The organism is Pseudomonas sp. NPDC089752 (assembly GCF_044748725.1).
Lineage (GTDB): Bacteria > Pseudomonadota > Gammaproteobacteria > Pseudomonadales > Pseudomonadaceae > Aquipseudomonas.
Genome location: NZ_JBIVGP010000006.1, coordinates 292,677 through 311,166, shown reverse-complemented (window position 1 = coordinate 311,166; position 18,490 = coordinate 292,677). Strand labels below are relative to the sequence as shown.

The 18,490-nt window shown below is 63.8% G+C and carries 17 protein-coding genes and 1 pseudogene; 12 read left to right on the top strand and 6 right to left on the bottom strand.

Annotated features, from left to right (window positions below; all coding sequences use genetic code 11):
* The first annotated feature begins 125 nt into the window (after window positions 1–125).
* The 7 genes from ACIPZF_RS12740 (at window position 126) to ACIPZF_RS12710 (ending at window position 7,904) form a co-directional block, all read left to right on the top strand.
* The gene (locus ACIPZF_RS12740) at window positions 126–1,883 is read left to right on the top strand and encodes a sigma-54-dependent Fis family transcriptional regulator (RefSeq protein WP_400799539.1); all 1,758 of its coding nucleotides are present in this window, start codon (window positions 126–128) and stop codon (window positions 1,881–1,883) included.
* A 149-nt stretch (window positions 1,884–2,032) separates the two neighbouring features.
* Window positions 2,033–3,085: an ornithine cyclodeaminase gene (locus ACIPZF_RS12735; RefSeq protein ID WP_400799536.1), complete on the top strand. Its 1,053-nt coding sequence runs from the start codon at window positions 2,033–2,035 to the stop codon at window positions 3,083–3,085.
* 169 nt (window positions 3,086–3,254) lie between these two features.
* Window positions 3,255–3,728, top strand: a complete 474-nt coding sequence (locus ACIPZF_RS12730; RefSeq protein WP_400799533.1) for an Lrp/AsnC family transcriptional regulator — start codon at window positions 3,255–3,257, stop codon at window positions 3,726–3,728.
* A gap of 286 nt (window positions 3,729–4,014) precedes the next feature.
* Window positions 4,015–5,325: a C4-dicarboxylate transporter DctA gene (locus tag ACIPZF_RS12725; RefSeq protein ID WP_400799530.1), complete on the top strand. Its 1,311-nt coding sequence runs from the start codon at window positions 4,015–4,017 to the stop codon at window positions 5,323–5,325.
* Window positions 5,326–5,369: 44 nt separating this feature from the next.
* Entirely contained in the window at window positions 5,370–6,074 is a 705-nt protein-coding gene (locus ACIPZF_RS12720) for a FadR/GntR family transcriptional regulator (protein ID WP_400799527.1), read from the top strand.
* Window positions 6,075–6,090: 16 nt separating this feature from the next.
* Window positions 6,091–6,765, top strand: a complete 675-nt coding sequence (locus ACIPZF_RS12715) for a GntR family transcriptional regulator (protein WP_400799524.1) — start codon at window positions 6,091–6,093, stop codon at window positions 6,763–6,765.
* 77 nt (window positions 6,766–6,842) lie between these two features.
* Window positions 6,843–7,904 (top strand): hypothetical protein, encoded by a 1,062-nt coding sequence (locus ACIPZF_RS12710; RefSeq protein ID WP_400799521.1) that lies wholly within the window; start codon window positions 6,843–6,845, stop codon window positions 7,902–7,904.
* A gap of 113 nt (window positions 7,905–8,017) precedes the next feature.
* On the opposite strand, the gene ACIPZF_RS12705 is transcribed toward ACIPZF_RS12710, so the two are convergent.
* Window positions 8,018–8,446 (bottom strand): PACE efflux transporter, encoded by a 429-nt coding sequence (locus ACIPZF_RS12705; protein ID WP_400799518.1) that lies wholly within the window; start codon window positions 8,444–8,446, stop codon window positions 8,018–8,020.
* A gap of 101 nt (window positions 8,447–8,547) precedes the next feature.
* Between ACIPZF_RS12705 and ACIPZF_RS12700 the strand changes: the two genes are divergently transcribed.
* The 4 genes and pseudogenes from ACIPZF_RS12700 (at window position 8,548) to ACIPZF_RS12685 (ending at window position 12,378) form a co-directional block, all read left to right on the top strand.
* Complete coding sequence (locus tag ACIPZF_RS12700) at window positions 8,548–9,426, top strand: LysR family transcriptional regulator (RefSeq protein ID WP_400799515.1); 879 nt, start codon at window positions 8,548–8,550, stop codon at window positions 9,424–9,426.
* Between the two features lie 144 nt (window positions 9,427–9,570).
* Window positions 9,571–10,599 (top strand): annotated as a pseudogene (gene mcpA, locus ACIPZF_RS12695) (methyl-accepting chemotaxis protein McpA); the annotation flags it as partial.
* Window positions 10,600–10,716: 117 nt separating this feature from the next.
* Window positions 10,717–11,457, top strand: a complete 741-nt coding sequence (locus ACIPZF_RS12690; RefSeq protein WP_400799720.1) for a methyl-accepting chemotaxis protein — start codon at window positions 10,717–10,719, stop codon at window positions 11,455–11,457.
* Window positions 11,458–11,592: 135 nt separating this feature from the next.
* Window positions 11,593–12,378, top strand: coding sequence for a sulfite exporter TauE/SafE family protein (locus ACIPZF_RS12685; RefSeq protein WP_400799513.1), 786 nt, complete (start codon window positions 11,593–11,595; stop codon window positions 12,376–12,378).
* A gap of 130 nt (window positions 12,379–12,508) precedes the next feature.
* Here ACIPZF_RS12685 and ACIPZF_RS12680 read toward each other — a convergent pair whose 3' ends face one another.
* Entirely contained in the window at window positions 12,509–13,048 is a 540-nt protein-coding gene (locus ACIPZF_RS12680; protein ID WP_400799510.1) for a histidine phosphatase family protein, read from the bottom strand.
* A 139-nt stretch (window positions 13,049–13,187) separates the two neighbouring features.
* Between ACIPZF_RS12680 and ACIPZF_RS12675 the strand changes: the two genes are divergently transcribed.
* Window positions 13,188–13,775 carry a biliverdin-producing heme oxygenase gene (locus ACIPZF_RS12675; RefSeq protein WP_400799507.1) on the top strand — a complete coding sequence of 196 codons (588 nt, stop codon included), beginning with the start codon at window positions 13,188–13,190 and terminating at the stop codon, window positions 13,773–13,775.
* 21 nt (window positions 13,776–13,796) lie between these two features.
* Here ACIPZF_RS12675 and ACIPZF_RS12670 read toward each other — a convergent pair whose 3' ends face one another.
* The 4 genes from ACIPZF_RS12670 to ACIPZF_RS12655 form a co-directional block, all read right to left on the bottom strand.
* Window positions 13,797–14,129 (bottom strand): DUF3325 domain-containing protein, encoded by a 333-nt coding sequence (locus ACIPZF_RS12670; RefSeq protein WP_400799504.1) that lies wholly within the window; start codon window positions 14,127–14,129, stop codon window positions 13,797–13,799.
* On the bottom strand, window positions 14,126–15,646 hold the full coding sequence (locus tag ACIPZF_RS12665; protein WP_400799502.1) for a PepSY-associated TM helix domain-containing protein: 1,521 nt from the start codon (window positions 15,644–15,646) through the stop codon (window positions 14,126–14,128). Before ACIPZF_RS12665 ends, ACIPZF_RS12670 begins: the two co-directional genes overlap by 4 nt.
* Window positions 15,643–15,930: an iron transporter gene (locus ACIPZF_RS12660; protein WP_400799499.1), complete on the bottom strand. Its 288-nt coding sequence runs from the start codon at window positions 15,928–15,930 to the stop codon at window positions 15,643–15,645. Before ACIPZF_RS12660 ends, ACIPZF_RS12665 begins: the two co-directional genes overlap by 4 nt.
* Before the next feature lie 116 nt (window positions 15,931–16,046).
* Entirely contained in the window at window positions 16,047–18,287 is a 2,241-nt protein-coding gene (locus ACIPZF_RS12655) for a TonB-dependent siderophore receptor (protein ID WP_400799496.1), read from the bottom strand.
* Between the last annotated feature and the right edge of the window lie 203 nt (window positions 18,288–18,490).

Genomic DNA, 18,490 nt, shown 5'->3' with positions numbered 1-18,490 from the left:
TCACCCGCCGCTGGCAACTGGACAGTTTCGCTGAACAGTTGAACAGCTGCGGGTTTGACAATGAACAAGCCTGGACAACACTGAACAGCGGTCGTCTGAAAACAACAATCACACAGGACAGGCCCATGGCCGCATCCGCTTCGACCCATGCCCAACTGATCCAGGCCTCCTGGGCCCGCTGCCGCGAACAGGGCCTGCAGCCGCAGAGCGCGCCGGATTTCGACTGCCTCACACGCACCGAACTCAACGCCCTGCTGGAACGGCGCGAAGCGCTGCTGCGCCTCACCCGTGAACAAGTGCTGCCGCAATACACCCACCTGTTGGGTAACGCCAGCTATCTGGTGATGCTGGCCGACGCCAGCGGCTGCGTGCTCGATACCTGGGGCTCGCGGCGCTTCGTCGCGGCGCAGCAACAGCATGCTTTCAACCCCGGTGCCCACTGGCACGAGCGCGGCGTGGGGACCAATGCCCTGGGCACTGCGCTGGTCTGCGCCGAGCCGATCCATGTCGGCCAGGAAGAGCACTTCCTGCGCCAGAACCGCTACCTCTCCAGCGCTGCGGCACCGCTGTTCGACGGCGATCGGCAGCTGGTCGGGGTGCTCGACGTGGCCAGCGACGGCTACCTGCCGGCGACCCAGACCCTGGGCCTGGTGCGCATGATGGGACAGAGCCTGGAGAACCGCCTGATCCTCGCGCAACATGCCGACCAGCATGCGCAGCTGCTGTTCAACAGCGCCTCCGACAACCTCGACAGCCCTTGGGCCGGGTTATTGGTGTTCGATGACCGCGGCCAGGTTCTGGCCGCCAATCACCGCGCTGACAGCCTACTGGGCGCCAATCCGCTGCAGCAAAATATCGAGCAGCTGTTCCAGATGCCGCTGCGCCAGTTGCTCGCCCATGCACAGCAGCAGCCCTTCCCCTTGCAAGCCGCCGGGCGCAACCGTTTCCATTGCCAATGGCAGGCACCTCGGCAAAGCCCCACGCGACCGGTACAGGGCGGGGCTGACCCGCGCCTGGAGAAAGCCCTGGCCCAGGCCAGCCTGTTGCTGGAAAAAGACATCCCGGTGTTGATCCAGGGTGAAACCGGGGTCGGCAAGGAAGTCTTCGTCGAAACCTTGCACCGCGCCAGCAGTCGCGCCCAGCAGCCGCTGATTGCCGTCAACTGCGCGGCGATCCCCACCGAGCTGGTCGAATCGGAGTTGTTCGGCTATGACAAAGGCGCCTTCACCGGTGCTCACCACAAGGGCAACCCGGGGCTGATCCGCAAGGCCGACCGCGGCATTCTGTTCCTCGATGAAATCGGTGACATGCCGCTGCCGACCCAGGCACGGCTGCTACGCGTGCTGCAATCGCGGAGCATCCAGCCACTGGGCAGCGGTGAGCCGGTAATGGTGGATATCCGCGTGGTCTCGGCCAGCAATCGCGACCTCGCCGAAGAAGTCCGCGCCGGGCGTTTTCGCCAGGACCTCTACTACCGCATCGCCGCCATGGCCGTGGTGTTGCCCCCGTTGCGTGAACGCAGTGACCGCCGACAATTGATCGAGCACCTCCATGCGCGTTATCGCGATCCTCAGCAGCCAAAGCATTTGCCGCACGCCATCATCGACCTGCTCGACCGCCACCCTTGGCCGGGCAATGTGCGCGAGCTCGTCAGCGTGATACAGGTGGCGCTGGCGTTGGCGGGTGATGCGCCAGTTAACGTCGAGCACCTGCCGGCTGGCTTTCTGGCCGAGGCACATGAGCTTCCCGTCGTGATAAACGGCAGTACCAATGAGGCGGACTTGCACGGCCTGCTCGAACGCGCCAATGGCAACCTTTCTGCCGTGGCCAGAGCACTGGGCATCAGCCGGACGACGCTCTACAAGCGCCTGCGCGAGCAATGATCGCAAGCCCGCAGCCGAATCGGCTGCCGCCCTTGAGAAATCAACCGGAGCGGCTGCCCATCGCAGCCACTTCAGCCAACATATACCCCCTCGCCCGCCGACAATATCCCTGCAGCCCACTCAGGAATCACCGCTGCAGGGAGAACCCCATGACCCGCTTCATCGATGTCCAAGACCTTGCCCGCCTGGCCAATCGCAAGGGCCTGGCCACCTGCATGGTGGAGATGGCCGAGTACATTCGCCAGGACTACCTGCGCTGGCACGATTTCGTGAAATGCCCCCGCCTGGCCAACCATTCCGACGACGGCGTGATTGAGTTGATGCCGGTTTCCGACGCCAGCCTGTACGCTTTCAAGTACGTCAACGGGCATCCAAAGAACACCCGCCATGGACTGCCCACGGTGATGGCTTTCGGTGCCTTGAGCGATGTCGACTCCGGTGCGCCGCTGCTGCTCAGCGAAATGACTCTGACCACGGCCCTGCGCACCGCCGCCACCTCGGCTCTGGCCGCACGTTACCTGGCGCGCGAAGACAGCCGCAGCATGGCGCTGATCGGCAATGGCTCGCAAAGCGAATTCCAGGCTATTGCTTTCAAGATGCTGCTGGGTATCGATGAAATCCGCCTGTACGACATCGACCCAGCCGCCACGGCGAAGCTGGTGGCCAACCTCTCGGGCCGGCCGGGGCTCAAGCTGATCGTTGCCAACTCGGTCGCCGAGGCGGTGCGTGGCGCTGATATCGTCACCACGGTCACGGCAGACAAAGCTTACGCGACGATCCTTACGCCAGACATGATCGAGCCGGGCATGCACCTGAATGCTGTCGGTGGGGACTGCCCCGGCAAGACCGAACTGCACCGCGAGATCGTCAAGCGGGCGCGGGTGATCGTCGAATACGAACCGCAGAGCCGGATTGAAGGCGAGATTCAACAGATGCCGGCGAAATCGCCGGTCACGGAGTTCTGGCAAGTAGTCGCTGGGCGTGTTCTAGGCCGTGAAAGTGCCGAGCAGGTGACCCTGTTCGACTCGGTGGGGTTCGCGTTAGAGGACTACTCGGCGCTGCGTTACGTGCTGGATACCGCACGAGCACTGGGGATTGGGAAGGATATTGCGTTGGTGCCGGCGTTGCAGGATCCGAAGGACTTGTATGCGCTGCTGCAACCACGGGTGGTGGGAATGCGCACATCCAGCGCCTGCGCCTGACTGGGTCTGCTTCGCAGCCCATTCGCGGGGCAAGCCCGCTCCCACAGAATTACCACTGATCTTGAGGACAGTGGTGATCCTGTGGGAGCGGGCTTGTCCCGCGAATGGGCCACATGACTTATAAAAGCGCCTACCCTATCCATGCCCCGTCTTCAAAGAAGCACAGCGCATGGACACCAAAGAGACGCTGGACCGCATCGACCTGGCGATCATCGACGTCCTGCGCGTCGATGGCCGCATCACCTTCGAAAAACTCTCGACCCTGGTCCACCTCACCCCGCGCCCGTGCCTGGAGCGCGTGCGCAAGCTTGAGCGGCGTGGCGTGATCCTCGGCTACGGCGCCATCATCGACCTGCAGAAAGTGTCCCCGGGCCTATCGCTGCTGGTGCTGGTGGCGCTGTCCGGCCAGAGCGGTCGGGCCGCGCAAAAGGCCTTCGAAGCCACCATGCAGGCCTGCCCCGACGTTCATGAATGCCAACTGATCAGTGGCCATTTCGACTACAGCCTGCGCGTGCGCTGTCGCGACATGGAGCACTACCGCGTGCTGAGCGAAAGCTGGATGAACGACGCCGCGCTGCACATCGACAAACTGGTCGCTCACCCGGAATTGGCCTCGGTCAAACGTATGGCGCTGCAGCCCTGACTCGCCACCGGTTGGCAGGCCAATTGCACCAATAGCGCGAGGCTTGGCAGAAGCGCCTGGCGACATGCGGTGGAAATGCACAGCACGCACCGAACTAGAGCTTGCCCAGCCAAATTGCCCCACAACTGGTCAGACCGGTAAGGCCAAAAACCCTTGCAATGTCGGATTTTTCGCGCTTTTATGGTCCGGCGCTGAACAAACCGGTAAGACCACAACAATAATGAAGTCCTGCGCTCTTTCGCCCCGTGCGGCACCGAAGCAAGGACACCGATCAGAGATCACTCCCATGCTCAAATGGTGCTCGCGTTCGATCTTCCTGCAAGTCGTGCTCGGCCTTGCCCTCGGCATCGCCTGCGGCCTCAGCTTCCCCGACCTTTCCCTGCAACTCAAACCCCTCGGCGACGGCTTCATCAAGCTGATCAAGATGCTCATCGGCCTGATCGTCTTCTGCGTGGTGGTCAGCGGCATTTCCGGTGCCGGCGACCTGAAAAAGGTCGGGCGCATCGGCCTGAAATCAGTGATCTACTTCGAAGTGCTGACCACCATCGCCCTGGTGATCGGCCTGGTGTTCGCCTTCAGCAGCGGTATCGGCAGCGGCGCCAATATTCACCTGGACCAGCTGTCCGCAGCCGACGCCAATGGCCTGGCCGAACGTGGCCAACATATCCATGGCGCCACCGCGTTCTTCATGGACCTGATCCCGACCTCTGTGGTCGGTGCCTTCGCTGACAACAACATCTTGCAGGTGCTGCTGTTCTCGGTGCTGTTCGGCAGTGCGCTGAACCTGGTGGGCGATTCGGCTGCCGGCATTTCCCGGCTGATCAACGAACTCAGCCACGTGATCTTCCGTATCATGGGCATGATCGTGCGCCTGGCACCGATCGGCGTATTCGGCGCCATCGCCTTCACCACCAGCAAATATGGCCTGGAATCCCTGCAGCACCTGGGTGGCCTGGTGGCGCTGTTCTACCTGACCTGCGCCGGCTTCGTGCTGATCATCCTCGGCACCGTGATGCGCCTTTCCGGCCTGAAGCTGCTGCCGTTCATCAAGTACCTGCGTGAAGAGCTGACCATCGTCCTCGGTACCGCCTCTTCCGACGCCGTGCTGCCGCAGATCATGCGCAAGCTCGAACACCTGGGTATCGGCAGCTCCACCGTGGGCCTGGTGATCCCGACCGGCTACTCGTTCAACCTCGACGGTTTCTCCATCTACCTGACCCTGGCCATCGTGTTCATTGCCAATGCCACTGGCACGCCACTGGCGATGACCGACCTGCTGACCATCCTCTTGGTGTCGCTGGTGACTTCCAAGGGTGCTCACGGCATCCCAGGCTCGGCGCTGGTGATCCTCGCCGCCACCCTGACCGCCGTGCCGGCGATCCCGGTGGTGGGCCTGGTGCTGGTACTGGCGGTGGACTGGTTCATGGGCATTGGCCGGGCGCTGACCAACCTGATCGGCAACTGCGTCGCTACCGTGGCCATTGCCCGCTGGGAAAAAGACATCGACCTGGAACGTGCGCAGAACGTGCTCGATAACAAACCCGGCTTCGCCCCGGCGTTGCGCAAACAGCCCAACGCCCATCAACAGGAATTCTGAGCCCACGAGGCCGGCGCAGGCGCCGGCCCTTTCAGGAGCGAACCGTGATCAGCTCATCGACCGTCGTCAACTCTGTGGTGGAAAAACTCCGCCAAGCCCTGGCCCGCGGCCAGTGGCGCACCGGCGACATGCTGCCCGGCCAGCGTGAACTGGCCGAACAACTGGGCATCAGCCGCCCCAGCCTGCGCGAAGCAGTGACCGTGCTGGAAACCCTGGGCCTGGTGCGCTCGCTGCCGGGCAAGGGCGTGCTGGTGCTCGACCCGGAAACGGCGCAGCTGGAACCGGCCGTCGACACCAGCGCCGCCGCCAGCCTGGCCGACGTGCTGGAGCTGCGCTACACCCTCGAACCGTTCATCGTCGGCCTGGTCGCGCAATCGGCCAACAGCCAGGACATCGGCCAACTGCGCCTGACCCTGATGGACATGCGCGAAGCCCTGGACGCCGATGACAGCGAAGCCGGGGCCAAGGCCTACATCGCCTTCCACGAGGCGCTGTTCGCCCTGACCACCAACCCGATCTTCCAGAGTGTGGTGCAGCAGACCGGCAATGCCCTCAAGCAGAGCGCCGAAATGCTGCGCAACTCACCCGAACACCTGGCCGCGCGGCTCAAGGAAAACGAAGCGGTGGTGCGCGCCATCCGCGACCGCAACAGTGCCCAGGCCAGCGCCCAGATGCGCCAGCACATCCTCGCCGAAGGCCAGCGCATGGGCATCGAACTGAACATCCCCGACGACCATCCGCGCCCCTGACCCGAGGACAGTGCCCATGACCGCCTGCGCCCCCCGCCTGCCTGCCCTGCTCGCCACCGGTGAAACCCGCCTGTCGGCCGAGCAGATCTACCCGCGGCTGTTCGATGCCATTCTCGAACAACGCCTGCCACCCGGCAGCCTGCTGCCCGAACAGGCATTGGGCAACGCTTTCGGCGTCAGCCGCACGGTGATCCGCCGGGTGCTCGGGCGCCTGTCGGACCAGCAAGTGGTGGTGCAGCGCCCTAGCCACACTGCACACCTGGCCGCACCCGATCCACAACAGGCGCGGCAAGTGCTCAGTGCCCGGCGTCTGGCCGAGACCACCTTGATCAGCCTGGCCGCCCAGCGCGCAAGGCCAGCGCAGGTCCGCCAGTTGCGTTCACTGGTCGAGCGTGAGCGCCAGCATCACGAACGCGGCGAGCGCTGCGCGGCCATTCGCCTGGGCGGCGAGTTCCACCTCAAGCTCGCCCAGGTGGCCGCCAATGCGCCGCTGGAGCGGTTCCTCAATGGCCTGGTGCCGATGACCTCGTTGATCATCGCCCGCTACGAATCACCCTGCTGCGACCACTGCGCCTGGGAGGAACACGCCGCGATCATCGACGCCGTCGAGGCCGGTAACGCCGCGGCCGCCCTGGCGCTGATGCACGAACACCTGGACCGCCTGGAAGAAAAGCTCGACCTGGGGCAGTGACGCGATGGGCTGCACGGCAGCCCGCCAGCGCCACCCTTATACTGCGGTAAACACCCCCAGCCCCGGAAGGCGGTCGCGTGAACCGGCGCATCCTTTTGCTGCTGTGCCTTCTGCTGGCCCTCGCTGCCTGCGCCGGCAAGCGCCCGCCTGCCCCACCGCCGCCTGCCGTGCTGACCCCCGCCGCCTGGCAACGCATCGACCAGGAACTGATCGACGCCTCGGTCGGCGCCGCAGGTTCTGCCAATGACTACGCACGCCGCTCGATGCGCGTGTGGAAAGAGCAGGTGCAACAACGTACCGAAAGCGATTTCATTCCGTGGTTCACCGGCTACTGGACCCAGCAATGGCTGACCCTCAAGGTGGCCTGGTACAAGCTCGACAGCGGCGAGGGCCGCGAGCCGGCGGAAAAACGCCTGGCCCTGTACCTGCAGGAGCAGTACCAGGAGCGGGTGATCGAACCGGTGGCCGAGCAGATCAACCCCGAGGGCATTCGCGACCGTGCTTGCGAGCTGTACCTGCAACTGTTCGGCCAGCAACTGCCGGCCATCATCCAGCGCTACAACGCCCCGGCCGACCAGCTCAGCCAGCGCCTCAACCGCATCCCCGCGATCAACCTGGGGCCACCGGCCGCGCGCAACGCCAGCCTCTATCAATTGCTCAAGGCCAAGCCGCTCGACCAGCAACCCGCCTGGGCGGCCCTGCGCGAGCACCTGCACCAGCAAGCCGCCAAAGGCCCCGGCAAGACCGACGTCGGCCTGTCATCGGTGGCCACCCGCGCCAGCGAAAAGCTCGGTGCCACCCTGGCCCCACGCGGCATCGCCAGCGCCGTGGCAAGCGCGGTGGGCAAGGTGGCCGGGGCGATGATTTCGATAGCGGCGGCGGGTTATGGCATGGTCACCCATGACCGCGAGCAGCCGGAGATGGTCGAGCAGCTGAGGGTGATCCTCAACGTCGCGCTGAACCAGGAATGGCAGGAGCTGATGGAGAACCGCCAGAGCGGCGCCATGGCGGGGGTTTACTACCTGTCGGGGCAGGTCGAGGACAGCTTGCTAGCCAGTGTGCCCAGGCCGCAGCAAGAGCAGCCGCAGCCGATCCAGCCTGCGCGACAGGAGCCTTTGCTGATTCGCCTGCCTCCTTAGTGGTTGCTCTTGCCGGCCTCTTCGCGGGACAAGCCCGCTCCCACAAGTATTGTGCTGCATTCAACACTTGTGGGAGCGGGCTTGCCCCGCGAAGAGGCCGGCAAGGGTTCACATCAAGCCGCAGCCATGGCCGATGTCGGCAAACCGAAGACCCGGTCGAACGCCCAGTTGTAGGCAAAGGTGTAGCAAGGCACCAGAATGATGAACGCCAGGTCCACCAGGAACGCCTCGACCAGGCTCATGTCCAGCCACCAGGCAATCAGCGGGATCAGGTACACCACCAAGGTCAACTGAAAACCGATGGCATGCCCCACTCGCCGCGCCACGCTGCGGCCACGCTTGGCCTGGCGGCTCTCCCAGTACTCGAACAGGCTGTTGTAGATCAGGTTCCAGAGCATGGCGATGGTGGTGATCATTACCGCCAGCGGGCCGGTATGCGAAGCCTGGGTGTCCGACAGGTAGGCCAGGCCCAAGGTCGACATGCACAGGCCGATCAATTCATAGAAAGTTACGTAGACCAGTTTGCGTTTCACTCCCTGCACGGGGTTTCCTCATGTGTCAAAAAGCCAAGGCGCGGGAGAATGCTTCAAACTTCTTGACAGATAAAGTCGGCAGCTTTCAGATTCACTGACAGGAGGCTGCCATGAACTTTTCCAGCGACAACATCCAGCTATTTCTCGCCGTGCTCGACCGCGGCTCGTTTTCCGCCGCTGCGCGCACCCTTGGCCGAGTGCCCTCGGCGGTCAGCATGGCGATCGGCAACCTTGAGGCCGAGCTGGGTTACGCCTTGTTCGAACGCGGCGCGCGCGAGGTTCAAGCCACCGCCCAGGCCCGGGCACTCGAACCACACGCCAGGCTGATCGCCGAACAACTCGGGCTGCTGCAGGTGCACGCCCTGGAATTGTCACAAGGGCTGGAAAGCAGCCTGACCCTCGCCGTGGTCCCCGATATCGACCACCGCCCGCTGCTGGCCGCCATCGCCGGGCTCGGTGAGCGCTATCCGTTGCTGGACATCCAGATGCTCAGCGCTCCGCAAGAAGAAGCGTTGCAGTTGCTCGACAGCGGCCGCGCCGACCTGTGCATGGCCTTCGCCGGTCTGCAGGTCGATGCTCGCCGGGGGTTTCAGCACATCGGCATGGAATCGCTGGTGGCTACCTTGTCACCCGCCCATCCGGCGTTGCTCGACGGGCGCATTCACTATCTGGAAGACTTGATCAACGTGCGCCAGATCCTGGTGCGCAGCCGCGACCTGCCAATGGCCGACCCACGCGCACTCATTGGTGCCACGCACTGGTCCACCGACAGTTTCGATTTCGCCCTGCAAATGGTCGAAGCCGGCCTTGGCTGGGGTGACCTGCCGCTGGCCCGGGTGGCACCGCTGATCGACGCCGGGCGCTTGGTACGCCTGCACTTTCGCAATACCCGCAATGAGCTTGAGTTGCCGATTCATGCCTTTTGGCGCAAGCAGCAACCGTTGCGTCAGGCCGCACGCTGGCTGATCGAACAGCTAGCCAAACGCTAGCGCACCGTCCGTCGAAAGCGCTTCGCTTTGCAGCGCCAAGCGCTTCAATTTTCCAGGCCAATTGCCGATATCACGGAGGACAGGACCCGCCATCGCGCCACGAGCGTGCGGCGCCCTACCCTCCCTGGCTCAAGGTCTCGAAACATGAACCTGAAATTCCGCCACAAGATCCTGCTCAGCGCCTGCGGCGTCGTGGTGCTGGCATTTGCCCTGTTCACGCTCTACAACGATTACCTGCAACGCAACACCCTGCGCCAGAACATCGAATCGTCGGTGCAACAGTCCGGCGCGCTGACAGCGAGCAGTGTGCAGAACTGGATGAGTGGGCGCATTCTCGTCCTGGAAAACCTGGCTCAGGACATCGCCCAGCAAGGCGCTGGCGACACCCTGGCAGGGTTGATCGAGCAGCCTTCCTACACGCGAAACTTCCTGTTCACTTACCTCGGCCAGGCCAACGGTGTATTCACCCAACGCCCCGACACACAGATGCCGGCCGGCTACGACCCGCGCCAACGGCCATGGTACGGGAGTGCGGCAAGCGCCGGGCAAACCGTGCTTACCGCCCCCTACCAGGGCGCCGTCGGTGGGCTGATGGTAACCATCGCCACGCCGGTCAAAAGCAAGCAGAACGGCGAGCTGATCGGCGTGGTCGGCGGCGACCTGACCCTCGACACCCTGGTACAGATCATCAACTCGGTCGACTTCGGCGGCATCGGCCACGCCTTCCTCGCCGACAGCAGCGGCCAGGTCATCGTCAGCCCCGACAAAGACCAGGTGATGAAGAACCTCAAGGACATCTATCCGGGCTCCGGGCTGCGCGTCTCTGCCGAGCTGCAGGATGTCACCCTCAATGGCCAGCAGCGGCTGATTGCCTTCACCCCGGTGGCCGGCCTGCCTTCGGCCCAGTGGTACATCGGCCTGTCGATCGACAAGGACAAGGCCTACGCCGCACTCAGCCAGTTCCGCACCTCGGCGATCATCGCCATGCTCATCGCCGTTGCCGCCATCGCCGGCCTGCTGGGCCTGCTGATCCCGGTGCTGATGCGTCCGCTGACCACCATGGGCCGCGCCATGCGCGACATTGCCGAGGGAGAAGGCGACTTGACCCGCCGCCTGGATGTGCAGAACAAGGACGAGTTCGGCGAACTGGCCACCTCGTTCAACCGCTTCGTCGAACGTATCCACACCTCGATCAGCGAAGTGTCGTCAGCCACACGTCTGGTGCACGACCTGTCGGAAAAAGTGGTCCACGCCTCGAACGCGTCGATCACCGGCTCCGAAGAGCAGAGCATGCGCACCAACAGCGTGGCGGCGGCGATCAACCAGCTGGGCGCCGCCACCCAGGAAATCGCCCGCAACGCCGCCGATGCCTCGCAGCATGCCAGTGGTGCCAGCGAACAGGCCAATGGCGGACGGCAAGTGGTCGATGAGGCGATCAGCGCCATGACCGCGCTGTCGCAGCGCATCAGCGAGTCGTGCGAGCAGATTGAAACGCTGAATGCCAGCACCGACGAAATCGGCAAGATTCTCGACGTGATCAAGGGCATTTCCCAGCAGACCAACCTCTTGGCACTCAACGCCGCCATCGAGGCCGCCCGTGCCGGTGAGGCTGGGCGTGGCTTTGCCGTGGTCGCCGACGAGGTGCGTAACCTGGCGCACCGTACCCAGGAGTCGGCCGAAGAGATCCACCGCATGATCACCAGCCTGCAGGTCGGTTCCCGCGAAGCGGTGCACACCATGAACACCAGCCAGGTGTCCAGCGAACAGACCGTGCAAGTGGCCAACCAGGCCGGTGTGAGGCTGGCCAGCGTCACCCAGCGCATCGGCGAGATCGATGGCATGAACCAGTCGGTGGCCACGGCGACCGAAGAGCAGACTGCAGTGGTCGAGAGCCTGAACCTGGACATCACTCAGATCAACGCCCTCAACCAGCAAGGGGTGGAGAACCTCAACCAGACGCTGCAGCATTGCGATGCGCTGGCGCAGCAGGCCGGGCGCTTGAAGCAGTTGGTGGGCAGCTTCAGAATCTGAGCCAAACCCCATCGTCGGCCTGCCGGCGATGGGGTGGTTATAACCTAATAACGAACAAGTCTATTTGGCTATAAAAAACTATCTATATGCTGGCACCCATCCGATAACGGGCAAAGCTGGGCGGTCGAGTAGCGTATGGATGTAGGTTCTTTCGGTTTCACCCTTGCCGGATTGGTTGTGGGTTTCATCGTCGGCATGACCGGCGTCGGTGGCGGCTCGCTGATGACGCCGATCCTGTTGTGGTTTGGCATCAACCCGGCCACCGCCGTTGGCACCGACCTGCTCTACGCCGCCATTACCAAGGCCAGTGGCGTCTGGGTCCATGGCCGCAACAAGAACATCGACTGGAAGATCACTGGCTGGCTGAGCCTGGGCAGCGTCCCGGCTGCCGCAGTGACGCTGTGGTTCCTCAGCACCCTGCACACCGACACCTCGGCGCTCAACGCCATCATCAAGCAAGGCCTGGCAGTGGTGTTGATCCTCACTGCGCTGGCGATCCTGTTCAAGTCGCGCCTGCAGGCGTTCGCCAATCGCCATGCCGGTGATCATTACCACCTCAGCGACCGCAATTTGAACATCCTCACCGTGCTGACCGGCGTGATATTGGGCGTGATGGTCACGCTTACCTCGATTGGTGCCGGCGCGCTGGGTACCGTGGCGCTGTTCCTGCTCTACCCATTCCTGGTCACCCGCCGCCTGGTCGGCACCGAGATCGCCCACGCCGTGCCACTGACGCTGGTTGCCGGCCTGGGGCACGCCGGCATGGGCAACATGGATTGGTCGCTGCTGGGTTACCTGCTGCTCGGCTCGCTGCCGGGTATTTACCTGGGCAGCCACCTTACTGGGCGGATTTCCGACCGCGTGCTGCGCCCTTGCCTGGCTACGATGCTGCTGCTGATCGGCTACAAATTGGCGTTTTGAAGTCTGGGTGCCAGTCGTGAGATTTGTGGTGTCGCACAGATCGAGCGCCGCGCGGGCGGCGCTCGATTTCGAGAACGCTAAAAAACGTACGACAGGCACCTTCCAGCCCTCACCCTCTCTCAAGCCAAAATCATCCGACCCGTAAACGCCACTGCCCGGTAAAACTCAGCTCAAGACGAGACAACGGCAACACATCGATTCGCCCAGAGGCCGACATCGGGCAACCCAGCACCTGCACCATCACCGCACGAATCACCATCGGGTGCGTCACCGCCAGCCACTCGCCCGGGGTATCGAACGCAGCCAGCCAGCCCGCCATGCGCTGGCACAGTGCGGCGAACGACTCGCCGCCATGGGGCGCACTGTGCGGATCCTGCAGCCACAACGCCAACGCCTCAGGTTGCTCGTCCTGCAACTGCTTCAGTGCAAGGCCTTGCCAACTGCCCAGGTCGCAATCGGCCAGCACCGGCTCGATCTGCACCTGGGTCGAAAACCACGCCGCCGTTTCCCCCGCGCGCCGCTCAGGTGCAGTCAGCACGTGCACGTCGGGCAGCACCACAAATGGCTGTTCGCCCAGCGCCAAGACACTGTCCTGGGGACGGTGCAGGCGCCCAGTCTTCTGGGCCTGGGTCAGGGCATGGCAGATCAGCGTCAGGCGTATGGCTTTCACCAAAAGGCTTCTTCGAAAGGTTGGGCCGACTGGTTTATCACGCCAACCGGTTTTTTTCCGCAACAATGTCGCAACGAGTGAGGAACACTGCGTTACGATCGTCACTCCAACTAGGCGAAATGCCACCAAGAGCCCCCCGATGCCCGCCAGCCCCTCCTCTCCCAGTCCTTTGCTGCTCGCCCTGCGCGAAGGCACCCGTGACTGTCACAAATCACTGGAAGCGCGCCTGCCCTTCTTCGACGCTGGCTTCAATATCGCCGCCTACAGCCGGCTGATCCAGGCGTACTATGGGTTTCACGCTCCGCTGGAAGCGTGCTTGGGTGGATATCAGGAGCCCATTCGCGCCAAGACACCTGCACTCACCCTGGATCTGCAAGCACTCCAATTGACCGCTGCCGATATCGACGCCTTGCCCTTGTGCCAGGCGCTACCCGTCATCGACAACGAGGCGAGCGCGCTGGGCGTGATGTATGTGCTGGAAGGCTCGACCTTGGGCGGCCAAGTGCTGAAACGGGCGATGGCCGAACGCTTCGGCATCGACCCCGCAAACGGTACAGGTTTTTTCGACGTTTACGGCGCCCTGACTGGCAACTACTGGCGCAGCTTCCTCGATCGGCTCAGCCAGGCATCGACCACTCCAGCGGCGCAAGCGGCCACCGTGCAGGCCGCCATCGAAACCTTCGAGTCCTTCGAACACTGGCTCGGGCAACGCCAGGTACTGAACTGACGTGTGGGTGCCGGCGCGCGCTCAGGCAAAGGCCTGCAGCACGCCCCACGCTGGCACCAGCCCTGCCAATCCCACTGCAACGCGTGGCCAATAGGGCAACAACGTCACCAGCCCCAGCCCCGCCAGCGACATCACCGCGAACCATGCCACCGCCCCCATCCCCCAGCCCCAAGCCTGGGCGCAAAGCAGCAGGCTGACCAGCAGCGCCAACCATCCTGCTGCGCGCAAGATAACGCGCAACAGCGGTGGGCAGGCCCTGCTCCATACTTGCTTGTAATGCCGCTCCAAGCCCTGGCAAAGCCCAAGCATCCCGGCGTAAGCGAACAGCACGCCACCTGTGACCAACATCATCATGCGCCCGCCTCCACGCTTCGCCCGGCCCTGCCTTTAAGGGGCGCCGGCACTGCCTGCTGCACGCGCCACGCCACCACGCCGAGCAGGAAACCCAGCACCAGAGCACAAGCCACGACACCCAGGCGCAAGGCATCACCCATCCCACCGAACGACCCGAGGCCAACGCACAACAGTGCGGTCAGCCCCAGTTGCTCGACCCACGCCCGGCGCGCCGGCCTGACACCCGCATGCAGCAGCGCCAGCAGCCATACGCCAAAGAACGCGCGCACCTCCCAGGCTTCGCGCTGCGCCAGCTCGACCGGCAGCAACCGGCTGGCCCACAGCAAGCCCACGCAGGCCAGCAACAGCCCGGTGATGAAGCCGACATTGCACACCTCGGCCACCCGGTACCAACGTCGCGCCGCTGCGTCCGCGCTGGCCGTGGCGTATTTGCGTCCCCGCTTGACGCAGAACAGCACCAGGCCACTGGCGATCATCACACAGCTGATCACCCCGCAGACGAAGTACAGCCAGCGCATCGGGTAACCACCGAACTGGGCGAAATGCAGGCCGACCATCACCCGCTGGGTCAAGGGAGCCGCGCGCCATTCGCTGACGTCGCTGAGCAGTTGGCCGCTGACGCCGTCGAAGACCATCGCCTGACCCTTGGACAAGGCGATGCGATTGCCCAGTTCCGGGCGAATTTCGATGCGTGCCGCGGCGGTGTTGGGATTGCGAATGTTGAAGCCGGCGATAGGCCCCAGGCGAGCCTCGGCCTGGGCCAGCAGCGGCAGCACATCGGTCAGTTGACCCGGCTGTTTGGCCAGGCTGCGCGGCTGCTCCACCCTAGCGTTGCCCTGAGCCTGGAAGTAGGCGCGGTTGTCACCGGCAAACAGCGCATCGATTCCCGCCGGGATATAGATGAGCATGAAGATCACCAGGCCGGTGTAGGTGATCATCAGGTGGAACGGCAGCAACAGCACCGCGCTGGCGTTGTGAAAGTCCAGCCAGGAGCGCTGGCCCTTGTTTGGCCGGAAGGTGAAGAACTCCTTGAAGATCTTCTTGTGAATGACGATGCCGGTGACCAGCGCCGCGAGCATCACCAGCGCCAGCGCGCCGACCACGAAGATGCCCCAGTTGCGTGGCAGGTCGAGGGTGAAGTGGAAGCGGAAGAAGAAATTGCCACCGACGCTGTCACGCACCTCGATGGCCTCGCCGGTGAGCGAGTCGAGCTGCACGCTTTCGCCGTGGCGGCGGTCGCCGGTGGACACGCGCAAACCTGGCGAGCGCTCGGTGGGCAGGCTGACGCCCCAGTTGCCAGCCTGCGGTTCATGTTGCTGCAGATAGGCGATGGCACGCTGCGCGGCCTCGGCCTGGGTCACCTGATGAGCCGGGATTTCCGGCTGCATCCAATGATTGAGTTCCTTGTCGAACACCGCCAGGGTGCCGGTGACGAAGATCGCGAACAGCAGCCAGCCGAAGATCAGGCCGCCCCAGGTGTGCAGCCAGGCCATCGATTGGGTGAAGGTGTTTTTCATGCCAGCCACTCCAGAGCCTGCGGCCAGAAGCCGACCAGCGCCAACGGCGCGGCCACCGCCAGCGGCGCCCAGGCGCGCAGGGCGTCACGGCTGGCGAAGGCCCAGAGGATGGCGGCGGTGTAGAAGATGAAAGACGGCAAGGTCGCGGCGATGACCGCGTCGGCGGGGGCCAGTGGCAGCAGTCGGGCCAGGCAGGCGCTGGCGGCGTAGCTGAAGGCATAGCCGCCGAGCAGCGCGGCGCCGCTGCGGGAGAGGATCTGCAGCCAGGCTTTTTTGTTGTTCATTGAGGTTTCCTCGGGGGCTGCTTTGCAGCCCATTCGCGGATGAATCCGCTCCTACAGGGCACCGTGTTCTGTAGGAGCGGATTCATCCGCGAATGGGCCGCAAAGCGGCCCCAGCATCAGAACGAGATATTCAGCGAAGCGAACACCGCCCTACCCGGCTGGTTATAGGTGTTGGCCCCCGAACTGCTGGCATTGCCGCCGCGGTAGATCTGCTTGTCGAACACGTTGTTCACACCCACCCGCACGTCATAGTTGGCGTTGAACTTGTACCCGGCGCTCACGTCCACCAGCCCATAGGCCTCGACATCCTGTTGCGCCTCGACGTCGTAGTCTTCCTGGGTCCGGTAGTTGTAGCTCGGCGACTTCTGCTTGCCGTAGTACGTGCCCGCCACCTGGAACGACAGCTTGTCGGTAGCGCGCCAGTCCAGCGTGCTGTTGACGGTGTACTCGGGGATCACCGACAGCGGCTCGCCGGTCTCGCGGTTGTCGTTGTCGAGCATCCAGGTCAGGTTGGTGTTCCAGTCCAAAGTCGGCGTCAGCTCGACGAACAGGTTGCCCTCGATGCCTTCCACCCGCGCCTCGCCTGCGTTCTCCCACTGGGTCACGCGGCGGCCGCTGTTGATGGTGTAGAGCACATCGGTATCACCGATGATCTTGTTCTTGTAGTCGTTGCGGAAGTAGGTCGCGCTGGTGCGCCAGGTGCCGCGGTCATACAGCAGGCCGATCTCCTTGTTGACGCTGATTTCCGGCTTCAGGTCGGCGTTGCCCTGCAAGTAGCAGCCACCGGAGTTGGTCTGCTGCACGCTGCAGCCGTTGCCACGGCTGTAGAGCAGGTAGTTGGGGTTGGACTGGTACAGGTTCGGAACCTTGTACGCCCGGGCGATACCGCCCTTGAGCGACAGTGCATCGGTGAGCTTGTGCGACAGGTTGAGGCTCGGGCTGAAATTGTCGCCGAAGGTTTCATGGTGATCGAAGCGCAGGCCAGGGGTCACGGTGGTATCGCCAATGATGATGTTGTCTTCGACGAACAACGCATAGCTCTTGGCGGTCATCTTCGAGTTGCCGCGGTCGAAGCCGCTGATCACATCGCTGCCACCCCCGCTGGGGTCGAAGCTCTGCGGGCGCAACGAGCCCTGGTCGTTGAGCGACTCGTACAGGTATTCGCCGCCCAGGGTCAGCACATGCTCGGTGCTGCCCATCGCGAACGGCAGGTTCACCTCGCTGCTCAGGCGCGTGTTGCGCAGCCGCGACATGGCCGCGCCGCTGTCGTTGATCGCACCCTCCGGGCCACCGGCCAGGCCTTCGTTGAGGCGCCAGTTGCGCACGTACTCGTAGGCCAGGCTGGTCTTGCTGGTGCCCCAGGTGAAATCGCCCAGGTGGGTCAGGTCGTAAGTGTTGCGCTGCATGACGTTGGTTTCGTGGCCATACAGACTGTTGATCAGGTCGGGGTTGCCGCCACCGTTGCTGTTCATGGTGTCGCCGGCATAGATGTTGCCCTGGCGGCTGTAGCCGGCGCTGGCTTCGAGGCGGTGCTCGTCGTTGAGCTTCCAGCTCAGCAGGCCGTTGATGTCTTTGTTGCGCACACCCTCGCGGCCTGCAACCAACGCGCTGTTGGCGTGGTCGGCGTTGATGTCGAGGTCGTCGGCGTCGGTCTTGGCCAGGCCGCCGTACAGGCGGAAACCGAGGTTGTCGGTGAGGCCGCCGCCCAGGTTGAAGTTGGCGCGGCGGCTGACGCCTTCGGCGCTGTCTTCCGGCATTTGCGTGAAGAGGTTGAGGTTGCCTTTGAATTCTTCGGTGGGGCGTTTGGTGATGATGTTGACCACCCCGCCCATGGCGCCCGAGCCATAGCGCGCGGCTGCCGGGCCACGGAGGATCTCGATGCGCTCGACCGCTTCGGCCGGCACCCAGTTGGTTTCGCCGCGGGTATCGCGGTCGCCGTTCCAGCCGTAGCGCACGGCGTTGCGTGCGCTGGAGGGTTTACCGTCGATGAGGATCAGGGTGTTCTCAGGACCCATGCCGCGCAGGTCGATCTGCCGGTTGTTGCCGCGCGCGCCGCTGGCGCTGTTGCCGGTCAGGTTGACCCCCGGCTCGCGACGGATCAGCTCGGACAGGTCATTGGCCGGTGGGTGGCGCTTGATGTCTTCGGCGGTAATGACCGACGAGCCCAGCGCCTGACGCGCCTCGCGCTCGGCGGTCACCAGCGTGTCCTGGATCACCAGCGCGTACTCGGCGACCGGCACTTCCAGCACCTCCCCGGTGCGCCGCTCTTCGGTTTCAGCCGCGGTCGCCATCATCGCCGGCGACGCCAGCGCGACGAACGCCAGGGCCAGGCTGTTGGGTGAGGTTCTGCACTGCATCGACACATCTCCTGCTATCGGTAAGCGAAAAGGCACATCCCTGCCAGGAAGCCGGGGGCCCTCGCCCACCGGCCCCGCAAACACTGCTTGGGGGCCAACAGGGTTGGTAAATATAGTGATTCTCAATTGTGGATAAATCTTATTTACGAAACTTACATGTTTGTAACGGAACTTTTCAGAGCTTGAGGGCGCCCGTGTACAGT